This window comes from Pseudooceanicola sp. NS-SX8 (assembly GCF_057380755.1).
Genome location: NZ_CM170819.1, coordinates 1699615 through 1719981 on the forward strand (window position 1 = coordinate 1699615; position 20367 = coordinate 1719981).

The 20367-nt window shown below is 67.3% G+C and carries 18 protein-coding genes and 1 tRNA gene; 15 read left to right on the forward strand and 4 right to left on the reverse strand.

The genetic code is table 11. The annotated features are described in order from the left end of the window. Positions 1-39 precede the first annotated feature (39 nt). Complete coding sequence (locus tag AC2IR1_RS07750) at positions 40-933, forward strand: glucokinase (RefSeq protein WP_486475709.1); 894 nt, start codon at positions 40-42, stop codon at positions 931-933. A 271-nt stretch (positions 934-1204) separates the two neighbouring features. On the opposite strand, the gene AC2IR1_RS07755 is transcribed toward AC2IR1_RS07750, so the two are convergent. After that, positions 1205-1279: transfer RNA gene (locus tag AC2IR1_RS07755), tRNA-Glu, on the reverse strand. A gap of 379 nt (positions 1280-1658) precedes the next feature. Between AC2IR1_RS07755 and AC2IR1_RS07760 the strand changes: the two genes are divergently transcribed. The 14 genes from AC2IR1_RS07760 to AC2IR1_RS07825 all read left to right on the forward strand — a co-directional run bounded on the left by AC2IR1_RS07760 (position 1659) and on the right by AC2IR1_RS07825 (position 17608). After that, the gene (locus AC2IR1_RS07760) at positions 1659-3059 is read left to right on the forward strand and encodes a family 4 glycosyl hydrolase (protein WP_486475710.1); all 1401 of its coding nucleotides are present in this window, start codon (positions 1659-1661) and stop codon (positions 3057-3059) included. After that, positions 3059-3943: a carbohydrate ABC transporter permease gene (locus AC2IR1_RS07765; protein WP_486475711.1), complete on the forward strand. Its 885-nt coding sequence runs from the start codon at positions 3059-3061 to the stop codon at positions 3941-3943. Before AC2IR1_RS07760 ends, AC2IR1_RS07765 begins: the two co-directional genes overlap by 1 nt. A 4-nt stretch (positions 3944-3947) precedes the next feature. Continuing rightward, positions 3948-4862 (forward strand): carbohydrate ABC transporter permease, encoded by a 915-nt coding sequence (locus tag AC2IR1_RS07770; RefSeq protein ID WP_486475712.1) that lies wholly within the window; start codon positions 3948-3950, stop codon positions 4860-4862. After that, positions 4862-5980, forward strand: coding sequence for an ABC transporter ATP-binding protein (locus AC2IR1_RS07775; RefSeq protein WP_486475713.1), 1119 nt, complete (start codon positions 4862-4864; stop codon positions 5978-5980). The genes AC2IR1_RS07770 and AC2IR1_RS07775 overlap by 1 nt, the downstream gene beginning before the upstream one ends. Before the next feature lie 31 nt (positions 5981-6011). After that, on the forward strand, positions 6012-7271 hold the full coding sequence (locus tag AC2IR1_RS07780; RefSeq protein ID WP_486475714.1) for an ABC transporter substrate-binding protein: 1260 nt from the start codon (positions 6012-6014) through the stop codon (positions 7269-7271). An 85-nt stretch (positions 7272-7356) separates the two neighbouring features. Continuing rightward, positions 7357-8871, forward strand: coding sequence for a polygalacturonase PglA (gene pglA / locus AC2IR1_RS07785; protein WP_486475715.1), 1515 nt, complete (start codon positions 7357-7359; stop codon positions 8869-8871). Continuing rightward, positions 8865-9938 carry a glycoside hydrolase family 88/105 protein gene (locus AC2IR1_RS07790; protein WP_486475716.1) on the forward strand — a complete coding sequence of 358 codons (1074 nt, stop codon included), beginning with the start codon at positions 8865-8867 and terminating at the stop codon, positions 9936-9938. Before pglA ends, AC2IR1_RS07790 begins: the two co-directional genes overlap by 7 nt. After that, positions 9935-11368 (forward strand): pectinesterase family protein, encoded by a 1434-nt coding sequence (locus tag AC2IR1_RS07795; RefSeq protein WP_486475717.1) that lies wholly within the window; start codon positions 9935-9937, stop codon positions 11366-11368. The genes AC2IR1_RS07790 and AC2IR1_RS07795 overlap by 4 nt, the downstream gene beginning before the upstream one ends. Further along, positions 11365-12183, forward strand: a complete 819-nt coding sequence (locus AC2IR1_RS07800) for an NAD-dependent epimerase/dehydratase family protein (RefSeq protein ID WP_486475718.1) — start codon at positions 11365-11367, stop codon at positions 12181-12183. Before AC2IR1_RS07795 ends, AC2IR1_RS07800 begins: the two co-directional genes overlap by 4 nt. Beyond that, a complete protein-coding gene (locus tag AC2IR1_RS07805) occupies positions 12176-13687 on the forward strand; it encodes an aldehyde dehydrogenase (NADP(+)) (protein ID WP_486475719.1) in 1512 nt (503 codons plus the stop codon). The genes AC2IR1_RS07800 and AC2IR1_RS07805 overlap by 8 nt, the downstream gene beginning before the upstream one ends. Before the next feature lie 110 nt (positions 13688-13797). After that, positions 13798-14700, forward strand: a complete 903-nt coding sequence (kdgD, locus tag AC2IR1_RS07810) for a 5-dehydro-4-deoxyglucarate dehydratase (protein ID WP_486476381.1) — start codon at positions 13798-13800, stop codon at positions 14698-14700. 8 nt (positions 14701-14708) lie between these two features. Continuing rightward, the gene (locus tag AC2IR1_RS07815) at positions 14709-15854 is read left to right on the forward strand and encodes a mandelate racemase/muconate lactonizing enzyme family protein (RefSeq protein ID WP_486475720.1); all 1146 of its coding nucleotides are present in this window, start codon (positions 14709-14711) and stop codon (positions 15852-15854) included. Beyond that, positions 15855-16709: an amidohydrolase family protein gene (locus tag AC2IR1_RS07820; RefSeq protein WP_486475721.1), complete on the forward strand. Its 855-nt coding sequence runs from the start codon at positions 15855-15857 to the stop codon at positions 16707-16709. Continuing rightward, on the forward strand, positions 16709-17608 hold the full coding sequence (locus AC2IR1_RS07825; protein ID WP_486475722.1) for a sugar kinase: 900 nt from the start codon (positions 16709-16711) through the stop codon (positions 17606-17608). The genes AC2IR1_RS07820 and AC2IR1_RS07825 overlap by 1 nt, the downstream gene beginning before the upstream one ends. 166 nt (positions 17609-17774) lie before the next feature. Here AC2IR1_RS07825 and kduD read toward each other — a convergent pair whose 3' ends face one another. From kduD to AC2IR1_RS07840, 3 genes are all read right to left on the reverse strand, one after another. After that, a complete protein-coding gene (gene kduD, locus AC2IR1_RS07830) occupies positions 17775-18503 on the reverse strand; it encodes a 2-dehydro-3-deoxy-D-gluconate 5-dehydrogenase KduD (protein WP_486475723.1) in 729 nt (242 codons plus the stop codon). Continuing rightward, a complete protein-coding gene (kduI, locus tag AC2IR1_RS07835) occupies positions 18500-19324 on the reverse strand; it encodes a 5-dehydro-4-deoxy-D-glucuronate isomerase (RefSeq protein ID WP_486475724.1) in 825 nt (274 codons plus the stop codon). Before kduI ends, kduD begins: the two co-directional genes overlap by 4 nt. Positions 19325-19495: 171 nt before the next feature. Further along, positions 19496-20200 carry a FadR/GntR family transcriptional regulator gene (locus AC2IR1_RS07840; protein WP_486475725.1) on the reverse strand — a complete coding sequence of 235 codons (705 nt, stop codon included), beginning with the start codon at positions 20198-20200 and terminating at the stop codon, positions 19496-19498. Positions 20201-20367: the final 167 nt, after the last annotated feature.

Below are 20367 nucleotides of genomic sequence, written 5' to 3' on the forward strand. Positions count from 1 at the left end.
CTATTCAACCTCCGACGATACCAGACCGGCGAGGGGCATATGAAACTGGTTGCTGATGTGGGCGGAACCAACGTGCGGTTCGCTCTGGCCGACGGGACCCGGGTCCTGGCAGAAACGATCCGGTCCTACCGCAACGACGACTTCCCGACCTTCTACCTGGCGGCGGAACGCTACATGGCCGATGCCGCCCCCGGTGCGCTCGACCGGGTCTGCGTCGCCGTGGCGGGGCCGGTGACCGGCAATCATGCCCGGCTCACCAACCGCGACTGGGATCTGCACATCGACCGCCTGATGGCCGATTTCGCCCCCGAGGCGCGGCTGATCAACGACCTGGAGGCACTGGGCTACTCCGTGCCGTCCCTGACCGAGGACGGCCTGCAGCTGGTCACGCCCGAGGTCGCGCCCTGGGGGGATCAGGCGCTGGTGGCGGGCATCGGCACCGGCTTCAACGTCAGCCCCGTCATGATCCGCCCCGAGGGGCCGGTGGTGCCCAAGGCAGAGATGGGCCACGTGCAGCTCGCCTGGCGCATCCGCGATGCCGTCGAGGCGCGCAGCCCCGGCGCGGGCGCGGCCTTCCCGACGGTGGAACATCTCTTCTCCGGTCGCGGGTTCGAAAAGCTCTGGCACCTCTGCTCCGGCCGTGCCGAGAAACCGGCGGAGCTGATGGGGACGGGCGATGCCCAGTTCCAGGATCAGGTGGCCTTCTACGGCGAGCTGATGGCGATGCTGGCGCAGGACCTGCTGCTGGCCTTCCTGCCGGGGCAGGGGATCCATTTCTCCGGCGGCGTGGCGCGGGCGGTTCTGCTGAACGGCGGGGCCGATGCCTTCCGCAAGGCCTATGCCGGGCCGTTGGCGCTGGATACCGCCTCCCATGTGCCGGTGAAAATCATCCTGGATGACACCGCCGCTCTGGCGGGCTGTGCCGCCGCCTGATCGCGGGTCGGCAAAGATGAACGGGGCGGCCTGCGCCGCCCGGCGGGCGGGCCTTCTGGCGCGCCCGTTTCGCTTTGGCGGGGGCGGAAATGCCGCGTTGCAGTACCGACGTGATACCGACGTGGCACCGACGCGATACAGACAGGCCTTTTCAGCAGCTTGGGCGAAATCGCCGCGCTGCGGCGGAAATGGAGGGGATCCCGAAACGCACGCGGGCTTCATCGCTGGTTCAGGATCAGCGTACGCGCAGGTCACGATGTTCGGGGAAAAGTGGCAGCCCGTAGGGGAATCGAACCCCTCTTTCCAGGTTGAAAACCTGGCGTCCTAACCGATAGACGAACGGGCCACTCTTGGTGTGAAGCGGCTTCTAGACAATGCCGCGGGACTCCGCAAGAGGCTCTTTCACGCTTTGCGAAATTCTTGTGACGGCGCCGCGACTCCCCCTCAAATGCTGTCGTACAAGTTCGCGTGAAGTTCAGGGTTTCCGGCCGGAAAATCGCGCCATGGCTGTGCGATTCCACCGGGATTCCCTATTTGGCCCCGGACGCAGAAGCGCGGTATCCCCTAATAATACAGCATTATTCCTCATGTATTGCGGATTTCGGCCCCCTCGAAAGTTAACTGTTGCTTACTCAGGGCGGGATGTCATACAAGTAGTCCGACAACTTGTGGAGGAGGGGTCCCCAAGGGCGCTGCGGCGCCGTGCGGGGGCCGGTTGTGCAGCGATGACGGACAGCAGTTCCAAGAATCTCGGCGTCAGCATTGCCTATATCGGCGGGGGCTCGATCAACTGGGCGCTTGGCCTGATGGCCGATCTTGCCGCCGATACCAGCCTGGCCGCCGAGGTGCGCCTTTACGACATCGACGTTGCGGCAGCAGAGGAAAACGCCCGTCTCGGCGCCCGCTTTGCCGAGGTGTCGCGCGGCACCCCGGCCCGCTACACCACCTGTACCACCCTGGAGGAGGCGCTGACCGGCGCCGATGTGGTGGTCGTCTCCATCCTGCCGGGCAGCTTTGCCGACATGGCCGAAGACGTAAATATCCCAAGCCGTTACGGCATCGTCCAGTCGGTCGGGGATACGGTGGGGCCGGGCGGTTTCGTCCGCGCGCTCCGCTCCGTCCCGATGATGCTGGAGATCGGCGCGGCCATCGCCGCCTTCGCGCCCCAGGCCCACGTCTGCAACCTGACCAACCCGATGTCGGTGCTGACCGGCGCGCTTTTCCATGCCTTCCCCGGCATCCGCGCCTGGGGCGAGTGTCACGAGGTCACCAAGCTGCGCAAGCAGGTCGCCTGGCTGGCCAACCGCGAGGCGGGAGAGGCGCTCTGGTCGCACCGCGATGTCGAGGTCAACGTGCTGGGCATCAACCATTTCACCTTCGTCGACCGGATCGCCCTGGCCGGGCGGGACATGATGCCCGCCTACCGCGCCTTCGCCGAGGAATTCGCGGGCCCGGGCTGGGTCGCGCAGGAACCGGACCCTTCGGACGAATGGGCGCAGTACTACGACGACCGCAGCCGGGTGAAGTTCGACCTGACCCGCCGCTTCGGCATCGCCGCGGCCGCAGGCGACCGGCACCTGGTCGAATTCATGCCGGCGGCAGAGTATCTTGCGCAGCCCGGCGACTGGGGCTTCGGCCTGACCCCGGTGGAGTTCCGCATGAAGGACAACGCGGCCAAGCGCGCCCGGCGCGCGGCGCTGCTGGCGGGGCAGGGGCAGGTCGCCCCCAAACGCTCGGACGAGGCGCTGGTGGAGCAGATCGTGGCGCTGATGGGCGGGGCAAAGCATGTCTCCAACGTCAACCTGCCCAACCGCGGCCAGATCGCCAATCTGCCCGAAGGCGCCATCGTGGAGAGCAACGCGCTCTTCTCGGGCCTCGGTGTCACGCCCCTGATGGCGGGCCGTCTGCCCGAACCGCTGGCCGCCACCGTCGCGGCCCACGCCGAACGGCAGAGCGCGCTGCTCTCCGCGCTGGCCAGTGGCGCGCATGACGGGCTTTTCGATCTTTTCCGTACCGATCCTCTGGTCGCGCCGCTTGGCGCCAACGAGGCGCGGCAGATGTTTTCCGAGATGATCCGGGCCACGGCCCGGCATCTCCCGAACGACCTGGTCAAGGAGGTGGCCTGATGGGAGGAGAAAGCAGATGGGTGGGGCTGTGGTATGTCGCGCCCTACATCATCGGGTTGGTGTTGTTCATCGCCTTCCCCTTCGTGTCGTCATTCTATCTCAGCTTCACGGATTACGATCTGCTGTCGAAGCCGGAGTGGGTGGGGCTCGACAATTATCACAAGCTGTTCACCCGGGACCGCACCTTCGACAAGTCGCTCAAGGTCACGCTGATCTACGTCTTCTCGACCGTGCCGCTGAAACTGGCCTTCGCGCTGTTCATCGCGGTGGTGCTGAACTACCGGCTGAAGGCGATCAACCTGTTCCGCACGGCCTATTACGTGCCCTCGATCCTGGGCGGCTCGGTCGCCATCGCGGTGCTGTGGCGCTACATCTTCGCGGACACCGGCCTGGTGAACATGATGCTGGCGGGCGTGGGCATGGATCCGATCAACTGGTTCGGCGATCCCACCAACGCGCTTTTCACCATCACGCTGCTGCGCTGCTGGCAGTTCGGCTCGGCCATGGTGATCTTCCTCGCAGCGCTGCAGTCGGTCGACAAGTCGCTTTATGAAGCGGCGGCCATCGACGGCGCGGGACCCTGGCAGATCTTCCGGTCCATCACCCTGCCGCTGATCACGCCGGTGATCTTCTTCAACCTGATCATGCAGACGGTGCAGGCGTTCCAGGAATTCAACGGACCCTACATCATCACCCAGGGCGGGCCCCTGAAATCCACCTACCTGCTGCCCCTCTACATCTACGACAAGGCGTTCAAGTCCTTCGACATGGGCTATGCCTCCGCGATCGCCTGGGTGCTCTTCGCCATCATCATGGTGCTGACGCTCATCGCCTTCTGGACGTCGAAGAAGTGGGTCTACTACGCAGGCGACAAGCGGAGCTGAGACGATGGCTGCCTTTTCCAACATCACCGGCCATCCCCAGGCCGACCGGGAACCGCCCACCCAGCTGGAACTGAAACTGCGCCGCAAGGCCCGGATCAATGCCACGCTGCGCTACACGATGCTGACCGTCATCGGTCTGATCATGATCTACCCGCTGATCTGGCTGATCGGCGCCTCCTTCAAGACCAACGCGGAGATGTTCTCCTCCCCCGGGTTCTGGCCCGCCAACCCCACGGTGCAGGGCTATATCGACGGCTGGAAGACCTCGACCCCCTATACCTTCGGGCGGTTCTTCCTGAACTCGCTCTGGATCATCATCCCGAAGACCATCGGCACGGCGATTTCCTGCACCCTGGTGGCCTACGGCTTTGCCCGCTTCGAATTCCCGGGCAAGAAGATCCTCTTCGCCTCGGTCATCGCCACGCTGCTGCTGCCCAATGTGGTCACCCGCATCCCGCAGTACCTGCTGTTTCGCGACCTCGGCTGGCTGAACTCCTTCCTGCCGCTCTGGGTGCCCTCGGCACTGGCGGGTGACGCGTTCTTCGTCTTCATGGTGATCCAGTTCCTGCGCGCCATCCCGCGCGACATGGAGGAAGCGGCCCGCGTCGACGGTGCCAGCACGTTCCAGACCCTGATCCACATCGTCGTGCCCATGCTGATGCCGGCGCTGATCTCGGTCTGCCTGTTCCAGTTCATGTGGACCATGAACGACTTCCTCGGTCCGCTGATCTACCTCTCCTCGGTCGACAAGTACCCGGTGAGCCTCGCGCTGAAGCTCTCCATCGACACGACAGAGGCATTCGCCTGGAACCAGATCCTCGCCATGTCCGTGCTGGCCCTCGCGCCAAGCCTGGCGGTGTTCTTCCTGGCACAGAAATATTTCATCGAAGGCATCTCTACAGGGGGGGTGAAAGGCTGATGGCCGAGTTGCAACTGCGCAAGGTCGAAAAGACCTACGGGAACGGGTTCAAGGCCGTTCATGGCATCAACCTGGATGTGGAGGAGGGCGAGTTCATGGTCCTCGTCGGCCCCTCGGGCTGTGCCAAGTCCACCACGCTGCGGATGATCGCGGGGCTGGAAACGATCACCGGCGGCGAGGTCCGCATCGGCGAACAGGTCGTCAACGACCTGGTGCCGGGGCGGCGCGGCATCGCCATGGTGTTCCAGAACTACGCGCTCTACCCGCACATGAAGGTGCGCCGGAACCTCTCCTTCGGGCTGAAGCTGCAACGCAAGCCCAAGGCGGAGATCACGGAACGGACGGAGGAGGTCTCCGGCATCCTGGAGATCGAGCAGCTCCTCGAACGGCTGCCCAAGCAGCTTTCGGGCGGACAGGCGCAGCGGGTCGCCCTGGGGCGCGCGCTGATCAAGCACCCGGAAGTCTTCCTCTTCGACGAACCGCTGTCGAACCTGGATGCCAAGCTGCGCGCCTCGATGCGGGTCAGGATCACCGACCTGCACAAGCGCCTGCGCTCCGAAGGTCGCCCCGCCACCGTGGTCTACGTGACCCACGACCAGGTGGAGGCGATGACCATGGGCGACCGGATCTGCGTCATGAAGGACGGTCACATCATGCAGGTGGCGGATCCGGCCACGCTCTACGACCGGCCGGCCAACGATTTCGTCGCGGGTTTCATCGGCATGCCCGAAATGAACCTGGTGAAATGCGTGCTGACCCGGGATGGCGGCCTGCCGGTGCTCAGCGCCGGGGGGCAGCAGATCGCGGTGACCGAAGGGCTGGGCGACCGTCTTTCGACCGTGGATGGCCCGGTGACCATGGGCGTGCGGCCCCAGCACCTGAAACTGGTGCCCGCAGGGACCGAAGGTGCCTTCACCGGCACGATCTCCAATCTCGAATTCATGGGGCATGAGGTGAACCTGCATGCCGACGTGGATGGCGCGACCTTCGTGGCCGTCATTCCCACCGGCGAATTCGATCCGAAGCTTCAGCGCGGCGACAAGGTGGGGCTGAAGCCCGACGGCCGCCTGATGCACATTTTCGACGTCGACAGCGGGGACAACGTATCGCTGTCGTAACCAAGGCCAACGTCTGTTCAGGGAGGACACAATGAGGAAGACGTTCACTGCCACGGTACTTGCCACGACCATGCTTGCGGGCATGGGTCACGCCGCTGATCTGAGGATGAGCTGGTGGGGCGGCGACAGCCGCCACGCCGCCACCCAGGAGGCCCTCAAGGTCTGCGGTGCGAAGTACGGTCATACCATTCAGCCCGAATTCACCGGCTGGACCGGCCACTTCGAAAAGGTCGCGACCCAGATCGCCGGCCGGACCGAAGCGGACATCATGCAGATCAACTGGCCCTGGCTGCCGATCTTCTCGCGCGATGGCAACGGGTTCGCGGATCTCAACGATTTCGCCGATACCATCGACCTGTCGAACTGGACCTCCGATCAGCTGGCCGCGGGCACCCGCGACGGCAAGCTGAACGGGCTGCCGCTGTCGACCACGGGCCGGATCTTCGTCTTCAACAAGACGACCTGGGAAAAGGCCGGCCTGCCGCTGCCCACCACCTGGGAAGAGCTCATGGCCGCGGGCCCCGTCTTCGAGGAGAAGCTGGGGGAGGGCTACTATCCCTTCGAAGGCATCGGCCTCGACGCCTCGCTGATCATTCAGGCCTACCTGACGCAGAAGACGGGCAAGCCCTTCATCGATCCCGATACCAACGAGATCTCCTGGTCGAAGGAGGAGCTGGCAGAGGGGCTGACCTACTATCAGTCCATGGTCGAAAACCACGTGATCCAGCCCTGGCCGCAGGTGGCAGCGGCGGGCAATATCCCGCTGCATGAAAACCCCAAGTGGGCCAGCGGCGAAATCGCCGGGACGCTGCAGTGGGATTCCACATACTTCAAGATCAGCGATCCGCTGGCCGACGGGATGGAGCTCGACTACGTCGGCATGCTGCACCAGCCGGACGAGAAGACGGAAGGCATCTATCGCAAGGCCTCCATGCTCTTCGCGATCTCGGCCAATTCCGACAACAAGGAGGCGGCGGCGCAGATCATCAACTGCATGCTGAACGAACCCGAAGGCATCGCCGCCATGGGCACCGCCCGGGGCGTTCCCGCCTCCACCACGGCCCGGGAACAGCTGATCGCGGCCGACGCCTTCCCGCCGATGCAGATCAAGGCGCAGGAAATGGTGCTCGACGCCACCGGCCCGGCGATCAGCCCCTACATGGAAGACCAGGACGTGCGCGGCGCGATCGAGGAAAACCTCGAACTCTTCGCCTACGGCGAGATCGACGCCGAAACCGCGGCGGATGACATCCTCTACGGCATCCAGGACTTCCTCGACGACCTCGACTGATCCCGATCACACCAGACCGGATCAAACCAGAAACGGGCCGGAGCCTTCGGGCTCCGGTCTCCCTCCGCTCCATCGGACGCTGCCCATGACTGCCCCTCTCTCCCTCGCTTCGGTGTCCGCGCGCACCGCCTGCCTGCTGGTCACCCCGCCCGGCACGCGCTTCCGCCTGGCCGGCCCCCTGTCGTGGCGCTGCGACGGGCCCGGGATCAGCCTTGCCGGCACGACCGACTGCGCGCCGGTCTTCCTTGAAGGGCTGGCGCCCGATACCGACTACCTCTTTGCCTGCGACGGTGCCGAACTGGCCTTCCGCACGGGGCCCTGCACGGGCCTGGTCGACGTGACCGATCACGGCGCCGCGCCGGGGCTGCCCGACAATGCGCCCGCCTTCGCCGCCGCGCTTGCGGCCCTGCCCGAAGGCGGCACCCTTCACGTGCCCCCTGGCACCTACCGCATCCGCCCCGTCTTCCTGCGCCCCCGGATGACGCTCTGGCTGTCCGAAGGGGCCACGCTTTACGCCGATCACGACCGCGCGGGCTGGCCGATCCTGCCCGCCCATGATGACCAGGGCCGCGTCACCGGCACCTGGGAAGGCCTGCCCGAAGCCGCCTTCGCCGCGCCGCTCACCGCCATCGGCTGCGACGGGCTCACAATCACCGGGCGCGGCACGCTGGATGCGGGCGGCGACCGGGGCGACTGGTGGTCCTGGCCCAAGGAAACCCGCGACGGCGCCCGCCGCCCCCGCGCGCTCTTCCTCGCCCATGGCCGCGACGTGCAGCTCTCGGGGCTCACCGTGCGCAATTCCCCCAGCTGGACGGTGCACCCCTTCCGCATCGATGGCCTGACCTGCGCGGGCCTCACCATCCAGAACCCGCCCGACAGCCCCAACACCGACGGCCTCAACCCCGAAAGCTGCACCGACGTCACCCTGACCGGCATCCGCTTCTCGGTCGGGGACGACTGCATCGCGGTGAAGGCCGGCAAGCGCGGGCCGGGGCAGGTCGATCACATCGCCCCCACCCGGGGCCTCGCCGTGCGCCACTGCCTGATGGAACGCGGCCACGGCGGCGTCGTGCTGGGCTCCGAAATGTCCGGCTCCATCACCGAGGTCGACATCGACGCCTGCCACTTCATCGGCACCGACCGGGGGCTGCGCATCAAGTCCCGCCGGGGCAGGGGGGGCGAGGTCGCCCATGTCCGCCTGAAGGACGTGCTGATGGAAGGGGTGGGCACGCCACTGGCCATCAACGCCTTCTATTACTGCGATGCCGATGGCCGTTCGGCCGCCGTGCAGTCGCGCAGCCCCGCCCCGGTGGACGACACCACGCCGCATATCCATGACATCTCGCTGACCGATGTCACCGCCACCGGCGTCCGCATTGCCGCCGTGGCCGTGCTGGGCCTGCCCGAGGCGCCGGTGACCGGCGTCACCCTCACCCGCTTCCGCGTCTCCTTCGACGCCACCGCCACGCCCGAGGTGCCGCTGATGGCCGACGGGGTCGATGCCGTGGCGAACCTCCCCCTCTGGTCCGACTTCGCCCAGGTGACGGGAGAGGTCGCGCCGCTGACCGAACCGACAGACGACAGGATCCCCACATGCTAGAGCGTTATTTCGACCAGTTTCTCGCCGGCTACCAGCCCTACAAGGGCGGCGCCTGGTGCTACGAGGACGGCTGCATCTACCGGGGCCTGACGCTGCAGCACGATGCCACGGGCGATGACCGCTGGCTCGCCGCGCTCAAGCCCCGCGTCGATGCCCAGATCCTGCCGGGCCCGGCCCTGCAGGGCTACAACCCCTCCGATTACAACATCGACAACATCCTGTCGGGCCGCGCAGCCCTTTGGCTCCACGCGAAGACGGGCGAGGCGAAGTACATGGAGGCCGCAAACCTCCTCATCCGCCAGCTCGACACCCATCCGCGCACGAAATCCGGCGTCTACTGGCACAAGCTGCGCTACCCTTGGCAGGTCTGGCTGGACGGTCTCTACATGGGGCCCTGTTTCCAGATCGAATACGGCATCGCCACGGGGCAGGAGGCTTACGTCACCGACAGCCTGACCCAGCTCGACACCGCGCTGACAATGCTGGCCACGCCCGAAACCGGCCTCTACGCCCACGCCATCGACGAGGCGAAGATGCAGCCCTGGTGCGATCCGGTGACCGGCATGTCGCACGCGCACTGGTCCCGGTCCCTGGGCTGGCTCGCCATGGCGCTGGTCGATGTGGCCGATCTGGTCGGCCCCGCCCGCTTTGCCCCGCTGGAAGCCCGCACGCGCAAGCTCCTTTCGGACATCGCCCGCTTCCGCCAGCCCGAAGGGCTCTGGCTGCAGGTCCTCGACCAGCCGGAGCTGGAGGGCAACTACCTCGAAAGCTCGGCCTCGGCGATGTTCGTCTATGCGCTGATCCGGGGCAGGGCGCTTGGGCTCTACTCTGGCGATATCGCGGCCCTGCTGCCGGATCTGACCGCCCATGCGCTGCGGCAGGTTGATGGCAAACCCTCCTTCACCGACATGTGCTGGGTCGCGGGGCTGGGCTGGTTCGAAGGCCGTTTCCGCGACGGCTCCGCCGCCTATTACGTTTCCGAAAAGCGGGTCTCGGATGATGCCAAGGGCGTGGGGCCGCTGATGATGGCCGCCGCCGCCGACCTGATGGCGCGGCAAACGGCATGAGCGTCGATGCCGACACCCACTGGGCGCTGCGCCGCACCGGCATCCGCCCCCGGCTGACCGACGAACAGGCCGCGCAGGTGACGCGGGCCGAGGTGCTGCGCCTCACCGGACCCGTCACCGCCCTGCGCGCCGATCCCTGGAATCCGGCGCCGGTCCAGCCTGATCCCGGCTACGATTTCCTCGTGGCCCCCGGCCAGCCGGGCGCACATCCCACTGTCCAATCCGCCGTCGAGGCGGGCATAGCCCGGGCGCGGGTCACGCGGGGAACCGGGGACCCCCTCCGCATCGCCATCGCGCCCGGGCGGCATGCCGGTCTCGTCTACCTCCCCCGGGTGGAGGTAGCGGGCCACCCCCTGCGCTTCACCCTCACCGGGCTGGGCCGCAGCCCCGCCGATGTCCTCCTGGTCGACGACATCGACGCAGAGATGCCCGGCACCGAATATGCCACCCGCTTCGGCGCCCAGTTCGCCACCGCCTGTCCGGAAACCCGTGCGATCTTCACCCGCATCGCCGCCCGCGACACGCTCTCCACCGCCAATGCCTCCGTCGTCCGCGTTGAATCCGATGACACGCAGCTCCTCAACCTGACGATCCGCAACAGCTACGGCTGCGACCGGGCCGAGGCCACGCCCACCGGCACGCCGATGACGGCGCAGGGCTTCTCGCGCGGGCAGCATCAGGCCGTGGCCCTCCTTTCCGCCGGGGCCGACCGGCTGGTGCTGGGCCATGTCCACCTGAAGGGCTTCCAGGACACGCTCTACCTGCAATCCCCGGACAAGCGGTCGACCTGCCGCAGCTTCCTCTTCGCTTGCGACATCGAAGGCGACGTGGATTTCATCTTCGGCCAGTCCACCGCCTGGTTCGAAGACTGCACCATCCGCGCCCTCGGCACCCGCGGCGCCCATTGCTGGCTGACCGCGCCCTCGACCCATATCCTCACGCCCTGGGGCTTCGTCTTCCACGGCTGCCGCCTGACTCATGACGGCTCCCCCCGCATCCGCGAGGGGCGCACCAACCTTGGCCGGCAATGGTTCGAAGGCGTCCGCGCCACGCCCTATGGCCGCTCCCCCGTGCCGGGCTTCGCCGTCACCCGGGGGCAGGAAAGCCGCTACGACCCGCCCACCGGCACCATCTCCGACGCCAGCCTCTATTCGGTCGGCAAATGCCTCTGGCTCTCCTGCGCCATGGGCACCCACATCAACCGCGCCGCGCCCTGGGATGACTGGTCCGGCCCCGGCTACGACACCTCGGGCGGGCTGCGCCCGGGCGACTGGGCGCCGCGCTACCGCCCCGTGCAGACAGGCGCCGACGACATGCACCGCTTCCTGGCCCCTTGGGACGACACGCTGCCGACAGGCCCAGATTTCCCCTGGCTGGGCGAACACGCCACCACCGATCTTCCTGACGACCTCCCCGAGGCAGCCTCATGACCAAACCGCTCAAGAAACTCCTGCTCACCGGCGCCACCGGCTCCATGGGCACCGCCATCCGGCCGCTGCTGGCCGACCTGGCCGAGACCGTCGTCGTCTCCGGCCGCCGCCCCATCACCGACCTCGCCCCGCATGAGGTCTCCGCCGTGGCCGAACTGCACGACGCTCAGGCCCTCGCCACCGCGATGCAGGGCTGCGACGCGGTGATCCACCTCGGCGGCTATTCCGTCGAAGGGCCCTTCGCGCCGATCCTGCAGGCCAATATCCTGGGCCTCTACAACCTCTATGAAGCCGCCCGCGCCAACGGCAAGCCGCGCATCCTCTTCGCCTCCTCCAACCATGTCGTGGGCTTCCACCCGCAGTCCGAAACCCTCGACGCGATGGCGCAGCCGCGCCCCGACAGCCTCTATGGCGTCTCCAAGGTCTTCGGAGAGGCGCTGGCCAGCTTCTACCACGACAAGTTCGGGGTCGAGACGGCGATCCTGCGCATCGGCTCCTGCTTCGATCATCCGACCGATCACCGCATGCTCTCCACCTGGCTCAGCTACCGCGATTTCGTGGCCTTCTGCCGCGCCGCCTTCACCGTGCCGGTGCTGGGCTGCCCGGTGGTCTACGGCTGCTCCGCCAACGACCGCAGCTTCTGGGACAACCGGCGGACCAGCTACCTCGGCTGGGCGCCGCAGGACAATGCCGAAGACTACGCGCTGCAGGTCGCCGAAGCCACGCCCAACCCCGATCCGACCGACCCCCTTCACCTCTACCAGGGTGGCAAGTTCACCGCCCTCCCGCTCTACGAGGAGACAGACGATGCTTGATGATACCCAAGGCAAACACCTGATCGCGGGCCGCTGGACCGGCTCCGCCGACACCTTCACCTCCAGCCCCGCCACCGGCACGCCGATGACCGTGGCCAAGGGCACCGCCGCCCTGGTGGACGAGGCGGTGAAGGCCGCCGAAGAGGCCTTCTGGACCTACGGCTATTCCTCCCGCGACAGTCGTGCCGCCTTCCTCAATGCGATCGCAGACGAGATCGAGGCCCGCGGGGCGGAGATCACCGCCATCGGCACCGCCGAAACCGGCCTTCCCGCCGGGCGGCTCGAAGGGGAACGTGGCCGCACCACCGGCCAGCTGCGCATGTTCGCCGATCACATCCTGAAGGGCGATTACCTCGATATCCGCCACGATCCGGCCCTGCCGGAGCGCGCCATGCCGCGCCCGGACCTGCGCATGGTGCAGCGCCCCATCGGCCCCGTTGCCGTCTTCGGCGCCTCCAACTTCCCGCTGGCGTTTTCGACGGCAGGGGGCGACACCGCCTCCGCGCTCGCCGCCGGCTGCCCCGTCGTCGTGAAGGGCCACGAAGCCCACCCCGGCACCGCGCAGATCGTGGCCGAAGCCATCCATGCCGCGATCGAGAAGACCGGCCAGCATCCCGGCACCTTCTCCCTGATCCACGGCGGCGCCTACGAGGTCGGCGGCGCCCTGGTGCAGCACCCGCTGATCAAGGCCGTGGGCTTCACCGGCTCGCTTCGGGGCGGCAAGGCGCTCTTCGATCTCTGCGCCGCGCGTCCCGAACCGATCCCCTTCTTCGGCGAACTGGGCTCGGTGAACCCGATGTTCTTCCTGCCCGCCGCCCTGTCCGCCCGCGCGGCCGACATGGCCAAGGGCTGGGCCGGGTCGCTCACCATGGGGGCAGGGCAGTTCTGCACCAACCCCGGCGTGGTGGTCCTGACCGAAGGGCCCGATGCCGAAACCTTCCTCGCCACGGCGAAGCAGGCGCTGGAGGCCACGGCCCCCCAGACCATGCTGACCGACGGCATCGCAGAGGCCTTCCGCAAGGGCGCCGCCACCCTCGCCGCGCAGCAGGGCGTGGCAGAGGTCATGACCTCCACCTGCGACCTGCGGCAGGCTGCCCCCGTGGTCCTGCGCACCACCGGCGCCGACTGGCTGGCCAATGCCGAATTGGGGGAGGAGGTCTTCGGCCCCCTCGGCGTCGCCGTCGTGGTGAAGGACGCCGACGAACTGCAGGCCGTCGCCCGCAACTTCCCCGGACAGCTGACCACCACGCTGATGATGGACGAAGGCGATACCGCGCAGGCGCAGGCCCTGATGCCGGTGCTGGAACGCATGGCGGGCCGCGTGCTCGCCAATGGCTACCCCACCGGGGTCGAGGTCTGCGACGCCATGGTGCATGGCGGGCCTTACCCGGCCTCCACCAACTTCGGCGCCACCTCCGTCGGCACCCTGGCCATCCGCCGGTTCCTGCGGCCGGTCTGCTATCAGAACCTCCCCGCCGCGCTGCTGCCCGGCGACCTTTCGTGAATATCCCGACCGGCGCGCCCGCCGGTTGACACCCCGTCCAGAGATATCATACAACTTGTATGACAGGTTTTGAAAAGGTGCCAGACATGAGCCTCGACACGCATTCCTCCATGACCCCCGCCGCCCTGAAGACGGCGCTTGGCTCCGGCCTGCTGTCCTTCCCCGTGACCCATTTCGACGACGAGGGGCGCTTTGCGCCCGAAAGCTACAAGGCCCATGTCGAATGGCTGGCGGGCTACAACGCGCCGGTCCTCTTCGCTGCCGGTGGCACGGGGGAGTTCTTCTCCCTCAAGCCCTCCGAAATCGGACCCATCGTCGCCGCCGCCAAGGAAAGCGCCGGTGACACCGCCATCGTCTCGGGCTGCGGCTACGGCACGGAACTGGCCATCGACATCGCCCGCGATGCCCAGGCGGCGGGGGCCGACGGCATCCTGCTGATCCCGCACTACCTGATCGACGCGCCGCAGGAAGGCCTCTACGCCCACGTCAAGGCGATCTGCGACGCGGTGGACATCGGCGTGATGATCTACAACCGCGACAACGCCCAGTACGAGGTCGACACCATCGCCCGCCTCTGCGACGCCTGCCCGAACATGGTGGGTTTCAAGGACGGCTCCGGCGACATCGGCCGCATGCGCCAGATCACCGCCAAGATCGGCGACCGGCTGACCTACCTCGGCGGCATGCCCACGGCGGAACTCTTCGCCGAAGCCTACCTCGGGATCGGGTACGAGACCTATTCCTCCGCCGTCTTCAACTTCGTTCCGGCACTGGCGATGAAGTTCTACGCCGCCCTGCGCGCCGGTGATCGCGCCACCTGCGAGCAGATCCTGAACGATTTCTTCTTTCCTTTCATGGAGCTGCGCGCGCGCCGCAAGGGCTATGCCGTCTCGGCCATCAAGGCCGGCGTCCGCCTCGTCGGCCACCCGGCAGGGAAAGTGCGCGCGCCTCTGGACGATCTTACGTCCGAGGAGGAAGCTATCCTCGAACAGATCATCGCCGCCAACACCTGAGACTTCCCATGAAGACGCCCAAGGTCGCCCAGATCCGCACCCACCTGCTGGAACACCGCCTCGACACGCCGTTCGAAAGCGCCTCCATGCGGTTCGACCGCCGCCAGCACGTGCTGGTGGAGGTCACCTGCGAAGACGGCACCACCGGCTGGGGGGAGGCGCTTGGCCCCGCCCGCCCCAATGCCGCCGTCATCGCCGCCTATGCGCCCCATGTGATCGGGACCAACCCGCTGGAGACGGAAAAGACCTGGGCCACCTGCTACAACGCGCTCCGCGACCAGGGCCAGCGCGGGCTGACGGTGACCGCGCTCTCGGCCATCGACATCGCGCTCTGGGACATCAAGGGGAAACTGCTGGGCCAACCCGTCTCCATCCTCCTCGGCGGCCGCTGGCGCGAGAGGGTGGAGGCCTATGCCACCGGTTCCTTCAAACGCGACGGCGTCGACCGCGTGGCGGATAATGCAGAGGAAATGGCCGCCCATGCCGCCGCCGGGTTCAACCGCATGAAGGTCAAGATCGGCTTCGGGATCGAGGAAGACCTGCGCGTCATCGAAGCCGTCCGCGACGCCATCGGCCCCGACCGCCGCCTGATGATCGACGCCAACCACGGCTATACTGTGGCCGAGGCGATCGAACTGGGCACCCGCGCCGCCCGCTACGGCATCGACTGGTTCGAGGAACCCGTGGTCCCCGAACAACTTGCTGCCTATGCAGAGGTCAAGGCGCGTCAGCCCATCCCATTGGCGGCGGGGGAGACCTGGCACACCCGCTGGGGCTTCCGCGATCCGCTGCAACAGCGCTGCGTGGATATCATCCAACCCGACATCTGCGGCATGGGTGGCCTGTCGGAAGCGAAGAAGGTCGCCGATCTCGCCTCCGTCCACGGCATCCGCGTGGTGCCCCATGTCTGGGGAACCGCAGTGCAGATCGCCACGGCGCTGCAATTCATGGCCGCCATGACGCCCGACCCGGTGCGCAGCAACCCGGTGGCCCCGATCATGGAGTTTGACCGCACCCACAACCCCTTCCGCCAGGCCGTCGTCACGACGCCGCTGGAACATGTGGAGGGCTGGGTGACGGTCCCCGACGGCCCCGGCCTCGGGATCGAGATCGACCGCGAGGCGCTCACCCGCTTCGCCATGCCGGAGGCCTGAATGATCGACCGCAAGCTTTCGGGCGCCAAACCCCTGACGCCGATGCCGAAGGGCACGGTGGATACGCAGATGCACATGTACCTGCCGGGCTTTCCGGCCTTGCCCGGCGGCCCCGGCCTGCCGCCCGATCCACTACCAACGCCAGAGATGTACCGCCAGGCGATGGACTGGCTCGGCATCGACCGGGTGGTGATCACGCAAGGCAACGCCCATCAGGCCGACAACGCCTGCCTGCTCGCCTGCCTGGCCCAGATGGGCGGTTGCGCGAAGGGCGTCGCCGTCATCACGCCCGACACGACCGAGGCAGAGATGGAAACCCTCTCCGCCGCCGGTGTCGTCGGCGCGCGCATCATGGACCTGCCCGGCGGGGCCGTGGGCCTCTCCGCGCTGGAAGAGATCGACGCCCGCGCCCATGCGGCGGGCTGGATGATGGCGGTACAGTTCGACGGCTCCGCCCTGCCGGAACTTGAAGACCGCCTCGCAAGCCTCAGATCCCGTTGGGTGATCGACCACCACGCCAAGATCTTCTCCGGCGCCACGCCGAAGCATGTTGAGGTAATTCAACGCCTGCTGGATCGCGGCAACATCTGGTTCAAGTTCGCCGGCTGCTACGAAAGCAGCCGCGACGGCGGGCCGGATTTCCCCGATATCGCCGCGGTGGCCCGCCAGATCGGCGCCCATGCCCCCGAACGGATCGTCTGGGGCACCAACTGGCCGCACAACGCCGCGCATCGGACCGAAGACTACCCCGATGACGCCGCGCTCATCGACACCACCCTGTCGTGGTTGCCCGATGATGCCGCCCGCGTTAGGGCTCTGGTCACGAACCCTGTCGAACTCTACGGATTTTCCTGATGCGCTTTCTCTCGATCGGCGAGGCGATGGTGGAGCTTTCGCCCACCTCCGACGGCACCTTCCGTCAGGGTTTTGCCGGCGACACGCTCAACACCGCCTGGTACGCCCGCGCGGCGCTAGGGCCCGGGGTGGGCTACGCCACCGTGCTGGGCCAGGATGCCATGTCCGACGCCATGGCCGCTTTCATCGCGGGGGCCGGGATCGACACCAGCGCGATCCGCCGCGATCCGGCCCGCACCGTCGGGCTCTACATGATCTCCCTGAAGGACGGCGAACGCAGCTTCACCTACTGGCGCGGCCAGTCCGCGGCGAAGACCCTGGCCGACGATCCCGCCTGGCTTTCGCAGATATTCGCGGGGCCGGAGATGATCTATCTGTCCGGCATCACCCTGGCGATCCTCGCGCCTGCGGCCCGCGAAACCCTCTTTGCCGCACTGACCGCCGCCCGCGCCTCCGGGGCCCGCATCGCCTTCGACCCGAACCTGCGCCCCCGCCTCTGGTCCTCGACGGCCGAGATGACGGCGACGATCATGCAGGCCGCCGCGCTTTGCGACATCTGCCTGCCCAGCTTCGAGGACGAGGCCACGGCCTTCGGTGATCCCACGCCAGAGGCGACGGCGGCCCGCTACGCCGGCGCAGGCGTGTCCGAGGTCATGGTCAAGAATGGCGGTGGCGTGATGTTGGGGCAGGTGGACGGAACCCGCTTCTCCCTTGATCCCGGCGCACCGCTGAAACCCGTGGATACGACCGGCGCGGGCGACAGCTTCAACGGCAGCTATCTTGCCGCCCGGCTGCAGGGCGCTTCGCAGCCGGATGCCGCCCGTGCGGGCCACGCCATGGCCAGCCGCGTGATTGCGCATCCAGGGGCCCTCATGGCGATGGATCCCGCAAGCATCTGAGGGGGGAGGGGGCTTTGCCCCCGCCCCGGCAAGCCGGGACTCCCCCAGGATATTTCGGCCAAAAAATGGGAGGGGCGTCGGAACCATGCTCCGACGCCCCTCTCATTTGCTGGCGGGAAATATCCTCGCCGAAGGCATCGCCCCGCCAGGGGGCGACCCTCGGCGTTCACCGGGCGAGCCAGCCGCCATCCACCGCGATCGTCTCGCCGTGGATGTAGCCCGACGCCGGGGCGCAGAGGAAGACGGCGGTATCCGCGATATCCTCCGGCGCGCCCCATCGGCCTGCCGGGATCCGGTCGAGGATCGCCTTCGACCGGTCCGGATCGTTGCGCAGGGCCTCGGTGTTGTTGGTCTCGATATAGCCCGGGGCGATGGCGTTGACGTTCACGCCCTTCGCCGCCCATTCGTTCGCCAGGATCTTCGTGATCCCCTGCACCGCGTGTTTCGACGCGGTGTAGGAGGGCACGCGGATGCCGCCCTGGTAGGACAGCAGCGAGGCGATGTTGACGATCTTGCCCGCGCCGCCGCGCGCGAAGACCTCCCGCGCGAAGGCCTGGCAGGTGAAGAAGAGCGCCTTGGCGTTCACGTCCATCACCGCGTCCCAGTCCGCTTCGCTGAAGTCCACGCTGTCCTCGCGCCGGATGATGCCCGCGTTGTTCACCAGCAGGTCGATGCCCGCCCCGGCGAAGACCTCGGTGGCGGCCATCGGGTCGGCGAAGTCCAGCAGCAGTTCTTCCGCGCTGGCGATCTGCGCCACGGTTTCCGCGCAGCTGCGGCGCCCGGCGCAGATCACATGCGCCCCCGCCGCGCCAAGGGCCAGGGCGATGGCCTGGCCGATGCCGGTATTGGCCCCGGTCACCAGCGCGCGGCGTCCTTCCAGGGAAAACCGGCTCATTTCAGGTCCTTCGGCTGGATGAAGTCCATGTCGGTGTAATCGACGTTGTCACCGGCCATGGCCCAGATGAAGGTGTACTCGCCGATGCCGGCGCCCGAATGGATCGACCAGGTAGGCGACACCACGGCCTCTTCGTTCGCGACGACCAGGTGCCGCGTTTCCTGCGGTTCGCCCATCAGGTGGATCACCCGCGCCTCTTCGGCCATGCCCCAGTACAGGTAGGCCTCCATCCGCCGGTCATGGATATGGCTGGGGATCGTGTTCCAGACCGACCCGTCCTGCAGCGAGGTATAGCCCAGGATCAGCTGGCAGCTTTCCATCACCGTGGGGTGGATGAACTGCTTGATCACCCGCTTGTTCGAGGTCTCCGCCGCGCCCATTTCCACCTTCACCGCGTCCTCCACGGTGATCAGCTTCGACGGATAGGCCTTATGCGCCGGGGCGGAGGTGATGTAGAACCGCCCCGCACCGGCGAAGCTGACCGCCCCCGTGCCCATCCCGAGGTAGAGCACATCGCCGGTCCCCATCTCCCAGCTCTCGCCATCGGCCGAGACGGTGCCGGGGCCACCGATGTTGACGATCCCCATCTCGCGCCGGTCGAGGAAGCCGGGCGTCTTCGTCTCTGCCACCTCGTCCAGCACCAGCGTGCCCGCGCCCGGCACCGCGCCGCCCAGGGTGAAGCGGTCGTAATGGGTGTAGATCAGCCGGATCTCCCCCTCGGCAAACAGGCCGGTGCCCAGGAAATGCTGGCGCAGCGCGGTCGTGTCCATGCCCTTGGCATGGGCGGGGTGGATGGCGTGACGGGTTTCGACGGAAAGCATGGGGCAGGTCCTCCGGCCTGAAAGGCGCGAAGAGGTCGCGCCATGTATGACTTCATGGCGAAGTTGTCATACATGATGCGGCCTGTCAAACGCTGACGGCGGGTTTTGCCAGCCCTCCCGCCCCGGGGAGGGCCTGAGGCCCGGTCTGGAGCCCGGTCTGAGTTCGGGGCCTCAGCCCCGAAGCAGACGGCGATAGCGGCTCTGGCTGCCCTTCAGGTGCCGCCGCATCGCCTCCCGCGCGGCCTCCTCGTCGCCGTCCAGCACGGCGTTGACGATGCTTTCATGCTCCTGCTTCAGCAGGTTGAGGTAATCCTTCGACACCACGCCACCGCTGGCGGCCAGCCCCTGACGCGGGATCATCTGTGCGCCCAGCATCCGCAGGACCTCGGCAAAGCGGGGGTTGTTCGTCGCCTCGGCAATCGCCAGGTGCAGCGCGAAATCCGCCTCGTGGCTGCCGGGCTCCCCCAGGGCGGCCTCGTTGACGCCCCGCAATGCGCCCAGGATCTTCTCCTCCTGCGCCGGCGAGCGGCGCTGCGCGGCCAGGCCCGCGGCCTCCACCTCGATGGCGGCGCGCAGCTCAAGCAGCTCCAGCATCGACGACAGCCGGTCGGTATCCACATCGGAAAACGGTGCTGCTGCAACGGGTTGCGGCTCTATCACGAAGACACCCGCGCCGCGCTGCGGATCCACCAGCCCGTCGGCCCGCAGGGCCGCCACGGCTTCGCGAACCACGGTGCGCGACACGCCGTATTCCTCGGTCAGACGGGCCTCGCTGGGCAGGCGATCGCCGGGCTTGTACTGGCCCGAGGTGATCTGCGCGCGCAGGCTGTCCAGCACCTCGACCACCAGGGTCTTTCGTTTCGGCGTCACTTGCATCTTCGGGGGTCGCTCCGTCCTGGGGTCTGTGCTCTCTCCTGCTCCTGTGGGGCAACCTGTATGATATTTTGGCTGCGTCCGGGGGAAACATGGCGATTACTGGTCTACAGGTGCCTAAACTAGCAGGGGGACCGGCAAAAAGGAACTGCCTTTGCGCGCAAAACCGC